The following is a 17,457-nucleotide window of genomic DNA, read 5'->3' as shown; positions in this document are numbered from 1 at the left end:
TTCTCTCAGAGCAGTACGAAGCTGCTTGCCGCGCGAAAATGGTGCTGAGAGCACAAATAGGTGCTCTCAGCACCAAAACTAACCCGAAAAGCCAGCGAGAGAACATATTTGTTCTCTCCGAGCGGAGCGAAGTCGCTTGTCGCGCGAAAATGGTGCTGAGAGCACAAATAGGTGCTCTCAGCACCATAACTAACCCGAAAAGCCAGCGAGAGCACATATATGTTCTCTCAGAGCAGGTTGAAGCCGCTTGCCGAGGGGAGCAGTGCGAGTACGGTTTTTGCTGAAGTGAGAGTGCCGAATTTGCACTCTCAGCAGCGAAATGACCGATTTTCGAGAACGAGAGAGCATATATGATCTCTCAGCCCCAAGAGCAGCACGTATTCGGCTATTTGCTGAATTGAGAGTGCCGAATTTGCACTCTCAGCAGTCCCGCCTCAGCTGCTGCTACCCGAGAGGGCGTATTCGTTCTCTCAGCTCTCTCAGCTCTCTCAGCCATCTCAGCCACATTCACGCAGCGTCCCAGACCTTTCTCGTTACTGCCATTTCTCAATGACCAGCTTGCCGATCATCGAGCCGGATTCGAGCTTCGCATGCGCGGCACGCAGGTTCGCGGCGTTAATCGGCGACAGCCTTTCCGTCATCGTCGACCGCAGCGCGCCTTCAACGACGAGCTGCGCGACTTCGTTTAGCAGCCGGTGCTACTCAATCATGTCGGCCGTCTCGAACATGGCTCGTGTGAACATAAACTCCCACACGAAGGAGGCGCTCTTGCTCTTCAGCAGATGCAGCGGCACAGGCTCGGTCGTGTCGACGATGGAACAGATCCCTCCTTGCGGAGCGATAGCTTGAACCATGCTCATGAAGTGAGCTGTCGTGGCATTGGTGCACAGTATGTAATCCACATAACGGAGGCCGATGGCCTCAAGCTGGGGTGTCCATGGCTCGTGATGATTGATAACGTGATCCGCCCCATGCCTCAAAGACCATTCCCGAGACTCCGCTCGGGAAGCCGTTCCGATAACAGTCAAACCTGCCAGCTTCGCCAATTGCAGTGCAATGGAGCCAACACCGCCAGCCGCACCTACGATTAGAATCGTTTTACCGGCATTGTCGGTCTGAGCTCTGGAGATATGCAGCCTGTCGTGCAGAGCTTCCCACGCTGTAACAGCTGTTAGCGGTAAGGCAGCCGCTTCAGCAAAATCAAGCGAAGCTGGCATAAGGGCCGCGATCCGCTCATCGACGAGCTGATACTCGCTGTTGCTTCCTTGACGCGTAATGCTGCCCGCATAATACACACGATCACCTGGCCCGAACAAATGACAATCGGGCCCGACCGCATCGACGATACCCGACGCATCCCAGCCGAGAATGCGGGGAGCCGTTTCAACCTTATCCTTCGGCGCGCGCTGCTTCGTATCGACCGGATTTACCGAGATCGCTTCGACCTTGACCCGTATATCTCACCCAGTCGGGGCAGCGGGCTTCTCCACTTCGATATCCATCAAACTATCTTCTCGCTCGATCGGAAGGTATTTCGTGAGCCCGACCGCACGCATTATTTGTGTCATTTCTTCAACTTCCCCTCTACAAATGAATGTGTTCATTATAACAAAAAATCCCCCACCCTGGCCCCAGAAGCGGGAGGATGGAGGACATAGCTGTTACTGGATTATATTTTGAAAATCGACATTGTGCGCTGCAGCTGCATGACGATCTGCTGCATTTTCTCCGTTTCATTTACAACATCTTGAACGGAACCCATCTGCTCGTTCATCGAAGCGGACACTTGCTCTGTGCCTGCTGCCGATTGCTGCGTAATTGCGGAGATGTTCTGGATGGTTCCGGAAATTTTGCGAGCGCTCTCCATCATCTGATCGCTCTCAGCCGAGAACTCGGTAATTTGCTGCGTAATGAACTGTACGCTTGTAACGAGCTCGGAGAAGACCAGCTCAGAATCGCGCAGCATTTGCATTTGCAGCTGAACGACTTCTTCGTTCACTTTAATATTCTGAATAGCCTGCTTAACGCCTTGATCGATGCTGCGTACGAGCGTATGTATTTCCTTCGTGGAGGAAGTCGACTCTTCCGCCAGCTTGCGTACTTCCTGAGCAACGACAGCGAAGCCGCGTCCGTGCTCGCCTGCTCGTGCTGCTTCAATTGAAGCGTTCAGCGACAACAGGTTTGTCTGTTCCGCGAGATCAGAAATCGTGCGTGTAATGGCCGAGATACCATCAGCTTTGCGCGCGAGTTCCTCAATAGCTTCCGCCACCTGAGAAGTCGCTTCAACGTTGCGGGACATACCATGCGATTGACTCTCAACCGCCAGGCGTCCGCGTTCAACGAGCGCGATTGTTTGTTCAGAGCGCATGTTCATTTCTTTTGTGGAATGCGCGTACGTTGTTACTTTCGTCTCAATATCACGAATGGAGTCCGCCATGTCGCTGACATCCTCGGAAATCGTATTCGCACCTGTTGCAAGCTCGCCGGCGGAAGTAGCCACCTGCTCCATAACTTGCTTCAAGTTAATATTTTTATCGAAGATGCTGCGGCTCGTATCGTTTACGACTCTTGCAATCGTTGATGTTTCCTTCAATATCTCGCGCAGCTTGTCCACCATGCTGTTGAACGAATGGCCGAGCTCGCCAAGCGATGCGGAAGAGGAGGTGTCCACTTTCTGAGTGAAATCGCCCTTCGCAATGCTGAACGCGATAGAAGTCATTTCATCAATCGACGATGTAAGCGCATTCTCAATGACGCGAACAAGAGGGAAGGTTACTACTGCCGCTATCACAATGATGACAAGGCCGAGTACAATGCTGCCACCGGTCAGCAGTAATCCAAGGATGAGCGCAATTGAGAAGATCGCGACAATTGTGTAGCAACCGGTCAAAAGCTTGTTTCGAATCGACATAGAATGGAACCATTGCATCGTAAAAAGCGCCCCTTTATTTGGAATACCACTATTATATCACCGCCTAGAGGTTTGTCTATATTCGTATCTTCGAAACGAAAGATGTCGAAAGAAGGAGTTGAATATAACGGATAGATGTCGAATGAACTATTTTTCTGTAAGGTTTTTGTAAAATAATGTTGATGTCTATAATTCTATGACATATAATGGGTCCGTAGGCTGGTATCGCCTAATAAGATAAGAAGATGGAGGCGGACAAGGATGAATTTGGATACAATGCCGTTAAGTCGTCAAGTTGATTTCGTCTTTAAGCAATTGGAAGAGGAGCTTCATCATTCCTTGGCAGGTACTGTAATCATACAAATTCGTAATAACATCGTTGGCAAGTACGGCGTTCGCCACAATCCAATTGAGAGCAAGAACGGAGAAATTGGTGAAGCGGAGCAGGGCATGACCAGAGAGCAGGTACAAGCCTTCCGCAAGATGGCTGTCGATTCCATTCGCTTGAAGCGCAATTGGACGCATGGGGAAATATTATATGATTTCTCGGTTCGTTCCGGCACAAGCACGTGGTCGGCTAGTATCTCGTTCGAGAGTAACTATAATTTGGCGGCAGGGATGTTCCGCTATACACCGAAGTATGCACAGCACGCACTGCGTGAGACGCCTTAAACTATACATAACGAGAAAAAGGCTGCCTCAATGCGGGGCAGCTTTTTCTATCGTTCTGCGCTTGATTAGCGAGCGGATCTGCCTGCAAGTTGTTGTTCTGCGATTTGAACGAGCTTGCGAGTGATATTACCACCGATCGAACCTGCGTCACGAGTCATCATGTCACCGTAATAGCCATCTGCAGCGAACGCAATACCGAGCTCTCTTGCTACTTCGTATTTCATTTGATCAAGCGCCGCACTTGCTCCTGGTACGACTAATGTACTAGCCATTGTAATCACCTCCTGCTCTTATGTGCTACGGAAGAAACTACGTATTGCCGTTCTCGTGTATCTCACCGTCGTTTCTTCTTGCGTTTAGTATGGTTGCTATGGCGGTTTCTATACGAAAACGGATTCAACTATTTCAATGTAATTTTTTCCAATTTTATAGAAGGAAGCCAAGCGCTAGCGGAAGAACGAATAGACTGTAAATACCGAGATTCGCGAGCAGTGATGCAGAAGGCTCATGATTGCAATCGCAGAGAGCAGCAGTGACACCTTGCCATTCCTGCAAGGCAGAATGGAGCTGATAGATGGCAGTGGCAAACAGTCCAATTGCTGATAGCTTCACATACACGGACAAGTTAGGCTCGACATATTGCGCTAGCGTATGGGTTTGAACGAGAAAAATAATATAAAGCCCGAAGCCGGTTAATATGCCGCTCCGAACAAGATGGTGAATGATTGCTCTGCGCTGAGCGGTAGAAAGTGTCCGCATGACTCGTATACCTCCTTCAGGTTAGAGATGGAAAAAGAGCTTCTCCGTTAGGATGGATAGCGCCCAGACACTGACGACCAGGAAGAGTACGATGCCAATCACGACTTTGCTGCGGAACGTAGAGAAGAGCATGAGCAGGCTCTTCACATCAACCATGGGTCCGAAGACGAGGAACGCGAGAAGGGCGCCAGGTCCGAAAATGCCGTGAAACGATGAAGCGACAAAAGCATCCGAGGTGGAGCAGAGCGACAGCGCGAAGGCGGCACCCATCATGAACAGATTGGCAATGCCCGGATGGCCGCCAATGGACATGAGGACATCCTGCTTCACGAGTGATTGCACAATCGCTGTAATGAAGGCGCCGATAATTAAATATTTGCCGATATCGAAGAACTCGTCCGAGGCATGGTTGAAGGTTGCTTGAATCCGTCCGCGGATGCCGTCATTCATGCTGCCATAATTGTAGTTATGACCGTAATCGGATTCGCGCGAGCGTCCGGATAGCGAGTGGATGCCGAGCTTCAACGGACTTCGCTTCATGAATCGGTACATCAGGAGCCCAAGCAGGACGCAGACCACAAGTGCAAGTCCCATTCGCGAGTATGCGATAAGGGGTTCGGACTGAAAAGCGCTGTACGTGGATGTGAATACGACGGGATTAATAATTGGACCTGCAAAAATAAACACCATCCCGATATATGGCGGCATCCCTTTGCGAATCAGCCGGCGTACGACCGGAATCATTCCGCACTCGCATAGCGGCAGCAGCAGACCGAGCAAGCTGCCGAACAGGACGCCTGCAATAGGATTTTGAGGCGTAATCCGGTCGATCATCGAGTCCGAGACGAATACTTGCAGAAGCGCCGAGATGAGGACGCCAAGCAGGATGAACGGGAATGCTTCAACGATGATGCTTATAAAAATATGCTGAAAGTCATGCATGACTGCTCTTGGTCTCCTTTCCATGAAAACAAGTGCCCGATGCTGTTTAGGTCAAGCTGTTCGCGCTATGTATTAAGTTATGCGCGCGTGAAGCGAGGCAGGACAGCCCAGTTATTAATTTTATGAAGAAACGTATAAAACCATTGCCAACATTTTAGTAAAGGAGTAGAATTCGCAATATGTGATATTTTTTTGATAATGATTCTCATTATTACTGCAGTTGGGAGATTGTGGAGATGAAGTGGGAAATGGGGAAAAGAACAAGAAGCGCCGCTGCGTTATCAGCCGTTCTTGCATGTTCGGTTGCAGTAACAGGCTGCGGCTCTGAAGCACAGGTGAAAGTAACGGATTATAGCTTCGACACAGCCGGAAATATGTTTGCATATGCGGAATTTGAGCTTTCGGGCGAACCGCTCGCGGAATCCCTTGGTGCTGATCTGGACGTTCTGGATGCAGGCAAGCCGGATTCACCGACAGCGTTCGATTACATAGCTGGCATTGAGTCCTATGAGTACTCTGAGGAAGCGATGTACGAAGTAGTGGAGAAGTCCGGTCTAGGGCTTCATCTCGTGAACGGTCCTGCTGTTGCGGAAGAAGCGCAGAAGGCCGGCGTGAAGAATAACGAGCTGCTTGCGTCACGTTTTGTGAAGATGGCAGACAGTGTAGGTCAACCTGCGGATCAGATCCAGCAGAACATGTATCCGACTTTTATTGAGTACTCCGCAGGCGATCCGCATTACGTACAGAAGCTTGCGACAGATAAATTCGCCGATGGCGAGGATGGCGCATATATTCCGAAGATTCAAGTGGATTTCGGCACGCTTCGTTGGAGCCGTGACAAGATGAAGAAGCAGCTCATTCCAGCAGCTTATGGCGGCACGATGCTGAAGCAATCGCTGTGGGCAGGCGACTTCCTTGGCAACCTGCATGACGCGAAGTCCGACGAGGAGGTCGACGCTTCTACTGCAACGGAAGGTCCTGAAGGCGACCAAGGACTGAAGCTCGGCGTAAGCTCCAGCGACGGGATGCAAGGGATGATTTTGACAGAGGAAGTGTGGAATAAGCTCTTATTCGTACGCGATCATCTGTTCTACAATCCATCGGCGAAGTCGCTTGGCACGCTGGCAGCAGGCGCGTATTTGCCGCATGCCGTTGATGTAACGGAGGATGGAGATAAGGATTACCCGAATTTGAAAAGCATGAGCGTATCCGATGGACGCAGCTTGCTGCAGGATCAATGGCTGATGCTGTGGCCGGCGTCCGAGTTCTTCGGCATGACGGATCAGCGGGCTGCGAATCCGAGCCGCAATCCGGCGTTTGCACGTGTATTTGACGGTGATCCGTTCCCGGCAGCACCGGCAGTAAATACGGATGCAGATGCTTCGAACGATGTCGCGTCCAGCGATCCTTACACGGTTTCCCGCGATGTCTTGCTCGGCGTCTTCGATAACGTGAAGACACGTCACTGGAATGAGAAGGCTGGCGCTTTCGTGACGGAGTCGGACGGAGATAAGCAGGGCACGACGGTTGATACGTTCCAAGCGGGCTATACGATCGAGGCGCTGCGGATGTTCGAGCGGGCGATCGACGGCTTGCCAGTTGGCTATGCAAACGGGGATGCGGCGGAAGGCATGGGCACAAAAGAAGGCGCAGATGCAAAAACAATGCTGGTGAAGCAAGCGGATTTCATCTTGCAATCGTTAATTAATAAAAACGGCTTGGCAGTCGACAGCTACGATACAGCGAAGGGCGAGGCAAGCTCGAAGACGACGCTGCAGGCGCAGATTGGCGCCATCCGTGGTTTAACGTCCGCGTTCCTTGCGACTGAAGATGAGAAATATCGCGATGCGGCACGTAAGCTGTATACGGCAATGGATGAGAAGCTGTGGGATGATGGCCTTAAAGCATACAAAACAAGCGGCAAAGATGCAAAATATGACGCATTCACGGTTGGCGGCGTGTCTGCTGTGCTTCGTCTTGCTTTGTCCAACTTGAAAAATACGAGCGAAGACACAGACTCGCCGAAGGCTCTGGATCAAAGCGCGATTCAGGAGCGCTATGTGACGTTCTTCCGCCAAGTGGTGGACGGTCCGACCCTTGAGGAAGGCATGCAGGCGAGCGAATTCTGGGATACCGGCGACGTATACAAAGTAGGCGACGATTCCGGCAACACAGACGGCGACAATGTACCACAGCTCCAGAAAGGACATGGTGAGTATGGCATTGCTCCAATCCTTTTACCGGTATCGGTGTCCAAATAAAGGTTTGAGAGGTTTCAAGCTGGCGGCGAGTGCAATTGCACTTGCCGCTTTGGCTGCGTTTACGACAGGCTGTGGATGGTTTGGAGATCGGCATGAGGCGACGCCTGCGCCGGTCTCCGGCAGCAGCATTGTAGCTTCGCCGGACGGGAAGCTATTGTATGTAGCGAATGGAGATACGAATACGGTGTCCGTCGTTGATGTGGCTGACCGCAAAGTGGTGAAAGAGATCGCAGTCGGCAAGGAGCCGCGTGAGCTTGCGGTTTCACCGGACGGGAAGACGCTGTATGTGACTTGCCGTTATGCAGGCAGTGTCGAGTGGGTCGCATTGGGAGAGGGAAAGGTCATTGGCACGGCGAAACCGGGCATTGAACCTTACGGCATTGTGGAGAGCCCGGACGGGAAGCGCCTTTATGTGAGCAGCTATCGCTCTGGGACGGTCTCCGTCATTGATGCTGTGAGCCGCAAGGTGTTGAAGCAAGTGAAGGCTGGCGATAATCCGCGTGCATTGGCGCTGACGGCAGATGGCGGGACATTGTATGTGTCCGATTATTTGCATGCGCGGACGATGCGGTTCCGCACGGATACGATGGAGCAGCTTGGAGAGAGCCAGCTTGCGGCGTCACCGGATATGAAGGATAGGAAGAAGAGCCAGGGAACCCCGAATACGGTGGAACAGCTGCGGCTGACGCCTGACGGCAAGTCGCTCTGGGAGACTCATCTGCTGACGAATACGGATACGCCGATCCAGTTTGAGGAAGTGATCTTTCCAGCATTGTCAGTTGTGGATGCAGGGAGCGGCGCGGAGGATACGCGGGCGCGCAAGGAGCTGTTTAAGGGGATTGATGTGAAGGATAAATTTAGTAAATCAACCATCGTCTCGAATCCAACCGATATCGTGTTCACGCCAGAAGGCAAGAAGGCATATGCGCTTATGGGCGGCAGTGAAGACTTGATCGTGTTCGATCTGGATCGAGGCGGCAGGGCGAGTCAGATGATCCATCATTTGCCGGGAGATCTTCCGATTGGGATGGTTATGGCACCGGATGGTCGCGAATTGTATATTCATAATTCGAACTCGCATGATTTGACTTATGTATCGCTGCCGTCTCCTGATGAGGAAGGCGGGCGGGCTCAGGTGAATGGCAAGCCGCTGCGCTTGATCGCGGCGGACCGGCTGAATGCACAGCAGCGTCTAGGCAAGACGCTGTTCTACAGCGCGAATAGCGATGATAATCCGCTCGCGGGCAACAATTGGATGAGCTGCGCTTCTTGCCACTCCGACGGCGAGGTGGACCAGCTCACGCTGACGACGGGAAAAGGGCCGCGGAACGTGCCGAGCAACGTGCTGGCTTTTGAGACGGGGCTGTTCATGTGGGATGGCAGTCGGGACGACTTTACCGACTACATCCATACGGTACAAGGCGAGATGGGCGGCTTGCCCTCCGTAGATCCAGCGAAACCGATGCCTGCGGATAAGCAGAAGCTGTTCGATGCGCTGGAGGCGTATATGCGGATGCCGGATGCTTTTCCGGTGCCGCAGAGCCCGTACCGGACAGCGGACGGGAAGTTGACCGCCGCAGCCGAGCGAGGCAAGGCGCTGTTCGAGGGCAAGGCGATGTGCATCGCGTGCCATGCGACCGATGCCTTGACGGATAGCATCAAGGCGGTGGGCGGTGACGGCAAGCTGACGACGGCGAATACGGACTATCTGCACGACGTCGGCACGGTGAGCAAGACGGACACGGACTATGCGGGCGATGCGCGTGGCAGCTTCTTGAACAAGCGTGTCCGCGGTCTGTACGACACGCCGACGCTGCGCGGCATCTACGCGACCGCTCCGTACCTCCACGACGGCAGCGCAGCCACGCTGGAGGACGTCATCAAACGGGCAGGCGACCAGCACGGCCACACATCCGAGCTATCGGATAAGGAAGTGCAGGATTTAGTAGCATATTTGATGCAGATTGAGTAAGTATATTACTGCCGGGAGTCGATCGTGACTCTCGGCTATTTTTGTTGTTTGGAGGTATAGTAGCGAAAATCCGCAGGGACGAAAACGAGGATACGTTCGAAAGAATGCTATAGCGCCGCTGTAGCAGCTCAAGACAAACCTTCCGGTGTCCAGAGGGTGGAAACCCTCGGGGTCCCCATTCTAGGGGGATTTAGGGGGTGTCAGTGCGATTTAGGAGGTTTTAAAGGTATAAAGGGAATTAACTGATCTAAAGCTGTTTAAACGAGGGTACAGTCATAGGGCACCAGCCCTTGACAAATCCCCCGGAGGGAGTATAATCGGTTGCAAATGCAATGACGGGAATAAGTAAGCTTGGATTGTACGCTTCAGAGAGCCGGTGGTTGGTGGGAACCGGCGCAAGCATCCGATGCCGAATGGGTCCCTGAGCCGCGATGAGGAAAGCCGCCCTTCTGGAGGACTGCCGTATATATCGCCGATTCGCTCCACGTTATGGAGCTTGGAGATTTGCTTGTTATTTACTCATCAAGCGAATAAATTAGGGTGGCACCACGGTCCTCGTCCCTTGCGACGGAGGGCTTTTTTTGTGTTCAAAAAAGTGTATTTGAGGAGGAACTCGCATGCCACGCGTACTATCAGGCATTCAGCCTAGCGGTCAGCTGACGCTAGGCAATTACATCGGCGCGATTCAAAATTTCGTCAGGCTGCAAGAAACTCATGAGTGCTTCTTTATGGTCGTAGACTTGCACGCCATCACGGTTCCGCAGGAGCCAGCAGCACTTCGCGAACAGACAGAAGCGGTAGCTGCGCTGTTCATCGCAGCAGGCATCGATCCGGCGAAAGCGAGCGTATTCGCGCAATCCCACGTTGCCCCGCATGCGGAGCTTGGCTGGTTGTTTACGACGCTTGCTTATATGGGTGAGCTGGAGCGGATGACGCAGTTCAAAGATAAATCGAGCGGCAAAGACTCGGTTGGCGCAGGCTTATTCGTCTACCCGACGCTGATGGCTGCGGACATCCTGCTATATAACGCAGATCTCGTTCCTGTCGGCGACGATCAGAAGCAACATTTGGAGCTGACACGCGATCTGGCACAGCGCTTCAACCAGCGCTATGGCGACATGTTCACTGTTCCACAGCCTTACATTCCGAAGGTCGGCGCACGTATCATGTCACTTGATGACGGCACCAAGAAGATGAGCAAGAGCAATCCGAACCCAGCGAGCTACATCGCACTGCTTGACCCGCCGGACGTGATCCGTAAGAAGATTAGCCGCGCGACAACAGACTCCGGCCGCGAAGTGAAGTTTAACCCAGCGGAGAAGCCGGAAGTGAGCAACCTGATGAGCATCTACGCGCACTGCGCAGACTTGACGCTGGAAGAGATCGAAGCGCGTTACGATGGCCAAGGCTACGGCGCGTTCAAGAAGGATCTTGCGGAGGCAGTCGTATCGAAGCTCGAGCCGCTGCAGAAGCGCTATGCGGAAATCCGCAGCTCCGGCGAAATTCATGATATCTTAAAGCAAGGCGCGGAGAACGTATCTGTTATCGCGCACCAAACGCTTCGTGAGGCAAAAGAGAGAATGGGCTTCCTTCTCCCTCGCTAACCGATGCCCCGTGGGCAGCAAGCTCACGAAACTAAGAAAAAAGGAAGTATAGCCGCGTAGCAGCTATACTTCCTTTTTTTCTTCCCCATTTTGCCCGTTAAGCCGTCTCGTTCTGGCTTTCACAATAAAGCCTGATCCGATACAACATATCGTGAGCAAGAAGAACAGCACGGTGAGCCACCCACTATAGCTTATGGAAATAGCTGTCGCACACATCAGAAGCACCGACAAAACCGCGAAAAACAAGGACATTAGCTTGGACATAAAAGAACCGTCTCCTTAACCTGATAAATTCTTGATGAATGTTAGCATATTCTTCTCGCAAACGAATCATAATAAGTTTGCAACACACCATCGTAAGAGATGAAAGGAGAAATACCACATGGCAGGACAACAATCTCGAAGCAGCAATACGCTGGTCGTACCGCAAGCAACAGCAGCACTTCAACAAATGAAGTTTGAGGCGGCGCAGGAGCTCGGTATTCAGATCCCTCAAGATGGTTACTACGGCAATGTCTCGACTCGTGATGCAGGCTCACTCGGAGGATACATCACACGAAAACTCGTCCAAATTGCTGAACAGCAACTGTCGGGTGGCTCGTCATACCGCTAAGCGGCACACCAATCTCCAAAGAGTAATGGTCAGAAGCTCAAGGGCAGCCTTGAGCTTCTGCTTTTTTGCTTTAAGATAAGCCCGAAGAAAAACCTCTTCTATTGTGCAAGAAGAGGCTTCTTCAAGTCAATACGTATTCATGCGCAGCCGTTTCTGCAGCCGATCCTCGCTCAGCCAGCCGACGTAAGAGCCGAGAGTCTTGAACTCGGTATCCATGAGCAGCACGCCGACGAACGGATACTGCTTGCGATGCCTGTAGCGAACATCCGACCAGCGCACCTCGTAGCCCCAAGGGTGCTCCTGTACCTCTGCGCAAGCGAAGGAGGTGAAGTAGAGAAAAGCGCGGATCGAATGGTCATTCTTCGATTTCTCGACGGCAGGATGATTGGAGCACTTAGCCCGATCCATCCAGCGGAGCTTGCCGTGCCGGAAGTCGCCGATATAGAAGGAGCCATCTGATCTTCGTTTCACAACGTTCCAATCATAGAGCGAGATGGTCGGGATCAATATATATTGATCGCCTTCCTCATGAACGGAATCCAGCCGGATCATCCTCGTGCTAAGCGTGCGATGGACGACGGTTCGCCAGATGTAGTAAACAATAAGGAACGCATACAGCGAAGGGAAAATAAACGTCGGATCGCCGATCCGCAGCGCCCATAGCACGATAGCGATGAGGTGGGAGACGAAGATGACCGGATCAAAGATGTGAATAATGTTCCAGGAGATCCATTTTTCCGTAAAGGGCCGCGCTGCTTGAGTACCGTACGTGTTGAACAAATCCGAGAATACGTGGACGACGACTGCCAAGAGCACCCAGCCTCCAACATGCAGCCAAGGCAGGTGGAATCCGAATATAAGCTCGAGTACGGCAGTTATGAGCACCGTCCAGATGAGAATGGCTGGAATGGAGTGAGACGCGCCGCGATGGTTACGTATATACAAGGCGTTGCTTTTGAGCCTGAGCACCCCATCCAAATCCGGGGCTTGAGAGCCGACGACCGTGCCGATTAATACGGCAGCATGCAGCGTCTGGTCTGTTGCGAGAACGGGGTCAACAGAGGCAAGCCCCGCAAGTCCAAGTCCCATGACTAAATGCGTTCCGCTATCCATGTTAGGGGGACCTCCTCGTGAAGTTAAACATAAATGTGCGAATGCGGTTATACTCCATATATGTACGCTTAAGTATTTTCTGAATCGTGGGCGTTTATTACGAAAACTTCGCTCTGCGCAAATTTAGGCGGGGCTGCTAATTGTTACAGGGAGGACGAAGCTGACATGTTTATCTGTTTTGTGGAATATCACATCGCACCGGCCTTTGAGGACAAGTACCGGAGCTGGATGGCTAAGAAGCAGCACGATTTTAATGGGGCATTTCAATTGTACGAAGGGACGGACCAGCCGCTTCTCTTCGTCGAGGTTTGGGAAGCTGCGACGGAGGAAAAGGCTTCCGGCATAAAAAAAGAACGCTGCGATGAGCGTTCTTCTTGGTATGAAATGTCGGACTGGGTGCCTGGAGGAAGCGCCAAAGTCCATGCATGGACGTTTAAGCCGATTAGCGGCCCATTGGGGCTGTAGCTGCCGTTGGATTCATAGCTGTTGTATTCGAGATCGTGACGCCGTTAAACGTGTATTCGTAGTTGATTGGACCATCGAACGTAACATAGTCGAGGTTCAGCGTGAGCAGTAAGTAGCGCATGCCAGTCGAAGGATCGCTAATGATGATATGATCGCGTCCAGCTGCTTCGATGATGCCGCGGAATACTTTCGCATTCCATTCGCGGTTGTTCTCGTACGTCATATAAAACGTAGCCATTTTGCCTCTGTTCAGACGGAGGATGTTCTCTACATAGGACTCCTCTGTTGCCGGAACCGTAACGACGTTACCGCCCATCGGTGTTACAAAAGAACCGCTTGGTACGCTAGGCGGCATTGTGGAAGCGCCAGCTACGAATGGCGTTGGCACTGGAGCCGGGAGCGGAGTTGGCATTGGCATTGGCATTGGCATTGGCATTGGTTGTTGCTGCGGATAGTAGCCATAACCACCGAATGCTGGTCCTGTGTTTGCTGGACTTACCGCTGTTTTGTACCCGTAACCGTTTGACATAAGTTTAAATTCCTCACTTTCAAAAAATGATTCAATTTAAGTTGAAGTTAATAAACCGCTGGACATTCACCAGGCTTCGGCACGTAGAAGCAATGAGCCTTGAACTTGCCTTCGAACCGTTGGTCCCACCATGTAGGCGGACAGCTGCCGGCCGGCCGGAAGTACCATAAAGCATTACTCGAAGGCCACAAGCGTTCACCGTTGATGACGCGCTTCGCAAGTGCAATCTCATTGTCTCTGGCAGCCTGATAGAAGTAGCCTTTCTGCGTAGCTTCGAATCCTCCGGGGCTTTGGTACACCATTTGCTGAATGGTACGGATGTTTTTGAAATCGATACAGTTACCAAGGACACGGTTGACGCCGACGTTGCCGACCATCAGCATGCCCTGGTTGCCTTCGCCTTCAGCTTCCGCACGGAGAAGCCTAGCGAGCAGCTTGACTTCCTCAGAGTTCGATTTAATGGCTGCCATGTCTCTGACCTTCACTTCCTTTCATCCACTTGGGCCAATAACCACATTGCTAGTGTATTGATAAATGGGCAAAATGGTTCCAAAGGGTGTCAAATTCATGAACTGGACCCGCGAACATTGTCAACAGCTTGTTTTTTCGGTATGATTAAGAGCGATTTTAACTCAGAAAATGGGCGAAAGAAGGCTCATGCAGGAGTGGAACGGGGAGGCTCGCTGTGTTTAAAGAATATGTGGCCCTGACGAAACCGAAACTCATACGATTGAATGCTTTCGCAGCGTTCGGCGGGTTCTGGGTCGCTTCAAAATGGGATATTGATTGGGTGCTTATGATCTACATGCTGATTGGCTCGGGTCTAGTAATGGCGTCAGCTTGTGTCATTAATAACTACTGGGATCGCGAGCTGGACAAGAAGATGGAACGGACGAAGAACCGGGCGCTGCCGACGAATCGGCTGAAGCCTGCGAATGTGCTGATCTACGGCATCATTCTAGGGATTATCGGATCGGTCATTCTCTTCACGCTCGTCAATCCGCTGAGCGGCTGGCTTGGTTTGCTTGGATTCTTTGTTTATGTTGTGGTATACACGATGTGGCTGAAACGGACATCGACGTGGAGTACGTCCATTGGCGGTATTTCCGGCGCAATGCCTCCTGTCATCGGATACTGTGCAGTAACAGGCTCTGTAGATGCAGGCGCTTGGATTCTATTCGCGCTATTGTTCCTGTGGCAGCCTGCGCATTTCTGGTCTCTTGCCATCCGCCGCGTAGAAGAATACCGTGAAGCCGGGTTCCCGCTGCTTCCGGTCGTGAAAGGCATTAAGCGCACGAAGCTGCAAATGCAGCCGTACATTCTGCTGCTCATCCCGACTGGGATTTTGATGTTCACTTACGGTTATGTCGGCTATGCGTTTCTCATTATTTCGCTGCTAGGCAGCGTGCTGTGGCTTGTTCATACGCTTGCTGGCCTTAAGACAGCAGATACGAACAAATGGGCAAGAACGAATTTCTTTATCTCGATTAACTATTTGATGATCGTGTTCCTCGTTATGATTGTGGATACGAACGGTGCAGTGTAGGAGGGCGGAAGTTATGCCTGTAGTACGTAAATACGGCTTTACCATTGCGGTGCTGGCGCTATGCGCGGTAATGGCGGTATATTTATACTTATCGTCTTCGAAGGGTACGAAGGTGAACTTGGATCAGAACCTGAAGGCGCCTAGCTTCTCGCTGAGTGATCTGGACGGCAACGATGTGACGCTTGAGAATACGAACGGCAAAGTGCGCGTGATCTATTTCTTCTACGCGAACTGCCCGGATATTTGTCCGCCGACGACTTATCTGATGACGCAGGTCCAGAACAAGCTGAAGGAGAGCGGCAGCTTCGGCAAAGACGTGGAATTCATGTCGATTACGTTCGATCCGAAGCGAGACACGCTAGATGCGATGAAAGAGTTCGCCGGCAAGTTCGATATTGATGCGAGCGGCTGGAAGTTTCTGCGCGAGGACAGCGAGGAAGCGACTGCTCAGCTGATGAAGGATTTTGGGCTCGGCCTTGCAAAAGACCCGAGTACGAACCTGTTTACACATACGGACACGATTACGTTCGTAGATAAGCAAGGCGTTGTACGAAAATATTTAACTGGCTCCATCGATGAGACACAGAATGCAGACAAGATTACGAAAGTCGTGGATGCACTGTTGGAAGAGTAGAGGACGAATCAGGTGGCCATATTTTTATCTATACTATGGAACAACATTATCCCGCTTGCGGTCATGATTGCTTTAGGCATCACGCTGCATCGGGCTTTTTCTTTAGATATCAAGACATTATCCAAGCTGAATTTCTATCTGTTCTCGCCAGCAATTATGTTTAAATTATTGTATACGACTGAGGTTTCGCTGCAATCTGCGGTTCATGTCCTGCTGTTCTTCGTCGTATTCATGCTGCTGCTCTACAGCTGCGTGGAGATTGCCATTCGGGTACGGGGGATCGAGAAGGGGCGGCGCGGGGCGATGCGCAACAGCGTGTTGTTCTACAACAGCGCGAATTACGGCATTCCATTGAATGAGCTGGTGTTCGCTTCGAACCCGTTTACGCTGTCGGTGCAAGTGCTGATTATGATGATGCAATCGCTCCTGCCGAACACTTACGGGATCTATAGCGTGAATGCGCATCGCATCAACGGCAAGCAGATTGTGCGGACGATATTGAAGCAGCCTGTTATCTACGCCATTCCGCTCGGGTTTCTGATGCGCGGGTTCGGTGTGCCGATTCCCCATCCGCTGCAGGTGCCGCTCGATTATTTGGCGAATGCTTTCATCGGCGTTGCGCTCATCACGCTCGGCGTTCAGCTCGGCAGTATGAAGATATCGCTGCGCAGCCTCATGCTCGGAGACGTGCTGCTATCATGCAGCCTCAGGCTGATCGGCGGTCCGATGCTCGCAAGTCTCGTCGTCTGGCTGCTCGGCATCGATGGGCTAATGGCGAAGGCGCTCATCGTTTCTTCATCGGTGCCCACCTCGCTATCGAGCGTATTGCTCGCGGTCGAGTTCGACAATGAGAAGGAGTATGCTTCGCAAGCGGTGCTTATTTCCACCTTGTTAAGTATTGTGACGGTCACGTTCGTCATCTATGTGATGGGCTAACTGATATGACAGCTAGAATTTGAAATCATCCTCTTTACTCCATATGGCGGCGCTTTGAGTTGGGTACATGATGTACTCCTCGAGGCCCGCTTTTTCTAATTGCTCGATCAGATAATCCTCTGGCGTCTTCTCAACTCCGGGGTAGCCGCGGCGTGTATGAATATGCTCCGCATCGGGAAATGTATCGCGCAGCATCCCTCTGATCCGTTTGCCGGAAGCGTCATTGTCGGTGAAAATATACGCTTGCTTGTCGCCGACCTGCCTGCGCAGCTTCTCCAACTGAGTAACGCCCGGAGTACCCATCGTACAGAAAATATCCACTCCCTCGTTCAGTACACGGCGCAGTCGGCTCTTGTCGTTCTTGCCTTCCACAATGATTGCGATGTCCATCATAAGGTTCACCTCTTGCTGTTATCATACCTTATTTGCTGCGAGAAGATGACATATCCGAAGGACGAAAAACGGCCTGCCTTAGTAGGCAGACCGTATGATCGAGATTG

The 17,457-nt window shown here is 51.8% G+C and carries 18 protein-coding genes, 1 pseudogene and 1 other annotated feature; of the genes and pseudogenes, 9 read left to right on the top strand and 10 right to left on the bottom strand.

Annotation, left to right across the window (positions count from 1 at the left end; all coding sequences use genetic code 11):
- Positions 1-533: 533 nt before the first annotated feature.
- Both AC0LWF_RS06385 and AC0LWF_RS06380 read right to left on the bottom strand, forming a co-directional pair.
- Positions 534-1,556 (bottom strand): annotated as a pseudogene (locus AC0LWF_RS06385) (zinc-binding alcohol dehydrogenase family protein).
- 113 nt (positions 1,557-1,669) lie between these two features.
- On the bottom strand, positions 1,670-2,929 hold the full coding sequence (locus tag AC0LWF_RS06380) for a methyl-accepting chemotaxis protein (RefSeq protein ID WP_474650720.1): 1,260 nt from the start codon (positions 2,927-2,929) through the stop codon (positions 1,670-1,672).
- 243 nt (positions 2,930-3,172) lie between these two features.
- On the opposite strand from AC0LWF_RS06380, the gene AC0LWF_RS06375 reads away from it, so the two are divergent.
- Positions 3,173-3,583: an O-methyltransferase gene (locus tag AC0LWF_RS06375; protein ID WP_474650719.1), complete on the top strand. Its 411-nt coding sequence runs from the start codon at positions 3,173-3,175 to the stop codon at positions 3,581-3,583.
- 65 nt (positions 3,584-3,648) lie between these two features.
- Here the strand turns inward: AC0LWF_RS06375 and AC0LWF_RS06370 are convergent, their stop codons facing one another.
- The 3 genes from AC0LWF_RS06370 to AC0LWF_RS06360 form a co-directional block, all read right to left on the bottom strand.
- Positions 3,649-3,855, bottom strand: a complete 207-nt coding sequence (locus AC0LWF_RS06370; RefSeq protein WP_474650718.1) for an alpha/beta-type small acid-soluble spore protein — start codon at positions 3,853-3,855, stop codon at positions 3,649-3,651.
- A gap of 154 nt (positions 3,856-4,009) precedes the next feature.
- On the bottom strand, positions 4,010-4,342 hold the full coding sequence (locus AC0LWF_RS06365; RefSeq protein WP_474650717.1) for a DUF1980 domain-containing protein: 333 nt from the start codon (positions 4,340-4,342) through the stop codon (positions 4,010-4,012).
- A gap of 21 nt (positions 4,343-4,363) precedes the next feature.
- Entirely contained in the window at positions 4,364-5,284 is a 921-nt protein-coding gene (locus AC0LWF_RS06360; RefSeq protein ID WP_474650716.1) for a permease, read from the bottom strand.
- Between the two features lie 248 nt (positions 5,285-5,532).
- On the opposite strand from AC0LWF_RS06360, the gene AC0LWF_RS06355 reads away from it, so the two are divergent.
- The 3 genes from AC0LWF_RS06355 (at position 5,533) to trpS (ending at position 11,121) form a co-directional block, all read left to right on the top strand.
- Positions 5,533-7,545 carry a hypothetical protein gene (locus AC0LWF_RS06355; RefSeq protein WP_474650715.1) on the top strand — a complete coding sequence of 671 codons (2,013 nt, stop codon included), beginning with the start codon at positions 5,533-5,535 and terminating at the stop codon, positions 7,543-7,545.
- 4 nt (positions 7,546-7,549) lie between these two features.
- A complete protein-coding gene (locus AC0LWF_RS06350) occupies positions 7,550-9,517 on the top strand; it encodes a beta-propeller fold lactonase family protein (protein ID WP_474650714.1) in 1,968 nt (655 codons plus the stop codon).
- A 323-nt stretch (positions 9,518-9,840) separates the two neighbouring features.
- Positions 9,841-10,083: a binding site (T-box leader), on the top strand.
- Between the two features lie 51 nt (positions 10,084-10,134).
- The gene (trpS, locus tag AC0LWF_RS06345; RefSeq protein WP_474650713.1) at positions 10,135-11,121 is read left to right on the top strand and encodes a tryptophan--tRNA ligase; all 987 of its coding nucleotides are present in this window, start codon (positions 10,135-10,137) and stop codon (positions 11,119-11,121) included.
- A 63-nt stretch (positions 11,122-11,184) separates the two neighbouring features.
- On the opposite strand, the gene AC0LWF_RS06340 is transcribed toward trpS, so the two are convergent.
- Complete coding sequence (locus tag AC0LWF_RS06340) at positions 11,185-11,373, bottom strand: DUF5325 family protein (RefSeq protein ID WP_474651210.1); 189 nt, start codon at positions 11,371-11,373, stop codon at positions 11,185-11,187.
- Positions 11,374-11,503: 130 nt separating this feature from the next.
- On the opposite strand from AC0LWF_RS06340, the gene AC0LWF_RS06335 reads away from it, so the two are divergent.
- On the top strand, positions 11,504-11,734 hold the full coding sequence (locus AC0LWF_RS06335; protein ID WP_474650712.1) for an alpha/beta-type small acid-soluble spore protein: 231 nt from the start codon (positions 11,504-11,506) through the stop codon (positions 11,732-11,734).
- Positions 11,735-11,860: 126 nt separating this feature from the next.
- Here the strand turns inward: AC0LWF_RS06335 and AC0LWF_RS06330 are convergent, their stop codons facing one another.
- Positions 11,861-12,847 (bottom strand): metal-dependent hydrolase, encoded by a 987-nt coding sequence (locus AC0LWF_RS06330; RefSeq protein ID WP_474650711.1) that lies wholly within the window; start codon positions 12,845-12,847, stop codon positions 11,861-11,863.
- 165 nt (positions 12,848-13,012) lie between these two features.
- Here AC0LWF_RS06330 and AC0LWF_RS06325 point away from each other — a divergent pair, with 165 nt between their 5' ends.
- On the top strand, positions 13,013-13,312 hold the full coding sequence (locus tag AC0LWF_RS06325) for a hypothetical protein (protein ID WP_474650710.1): 300 nt from the start codon (positions 13,013-13,015) through the stop codon (positions 13,310-13,312).
- On the opposite strand, the gene gerQ is transcribed toward AC0LWF_RS06325, so the two are convergent.
- Both gerQ and AC0LWF_RS06315 read right to left on the bottom strand, forming a co-directional pair.
- Positions 13,290-13,841 (bottom strand): spore coat protein GerQ, encoded by a 552-nt coding sequence (gene gerQ / locus AC0LWF_RS06320; RefSeq protein WP_474650709.1) that lies wholly within the window; start codon positions 13,839-13,841, stop codon positions 13,290-13,292. The two genes, AC0LWF_RS06325 and gerQ, sit on opposite strands and share 23 nt — an antisense overlap.
- A gap of 47 nt (positions 13,842-13,888) precedes the next feature.
- The gene (locus AC0LWF_RS06315; RefSeq protein ID WP_474650708.1) at positions 13,889-14,311 is read right to left on the bottom strand and encodes a cell wall hydrolase; all 423 of its coding nucleotides are present in this window, start codon (positions 14,309-14,311) and stop codon (positions 13,889-13,891) included.
- A 215-nt stretch (positions 14,312-14,526) separates the two neighbouring features.
- Here AC0LWF_RS06315 and cyoE point away from each other — a divergent pair, with 215 nt between their 5' ends.
- Genes cyoE through AC0LWF_RS06300 form a run of 3 tightly spaced genes read left to right on the top strand, consistent with a single transcriptional unit; the run spans position 14,527 to position 16,957 of the window.
- A complete protein-coding gene (gene cyoE, locus AC0LWF_RS06310; protein WP_474650707.1) occupies positions 14,527-15,387 on the top strand; it encodes a heme o synthase in 861 nt (286 codons plus the stop codon).
- 13 nt (positions 15,388-15,400) lie between these two features.
- Positions 15,401-16,021, top strand: a complete 621-nt coding sequence (locus AC0LWF_RS06305; RefSeq protein WP_474650706.1) for an SCO family protein — start codon at positions 15,401-15,403, stop codon at positions 16,019-16,021.
- A 12-nt stretch (positions 16,022-16,033) separates the two neighbouring features.
- Positions 16,034-16,957: an AEC family transporter gene (locus tag AC0LWF_RS06300; protein ID WP_474650705.1), complete on the top strand. Its 924-nt coding sequence runs from the start codon at positions 16,034-16,036 to the stop codon at positions 16,955-16,957.
- 12 nt (positions 16,958-16,969) lie between these two features.
- On the opposite strand, the gene AC0LWF_RS06295 is transcribed toward AC0LWF_RS06300, so the two are convergent.
- Entirely contained in the window at positions 16,970-17,347 is a 378-nt protein-coding gene (locus AC0LWF_RS06295; protein ID WP_474651209.1) for a toprim domain-containing protein, read from the bottom strand.
- Positions 17,348-17,457 lie beyond the last annotated feature (110 nt).

This window comes from Paenibacillus sp. sgz302114 (genome assembly GCF_056120345.1).
This window is presented reverse-complemented; position numbering and strand designations above follow the sequence as displayed.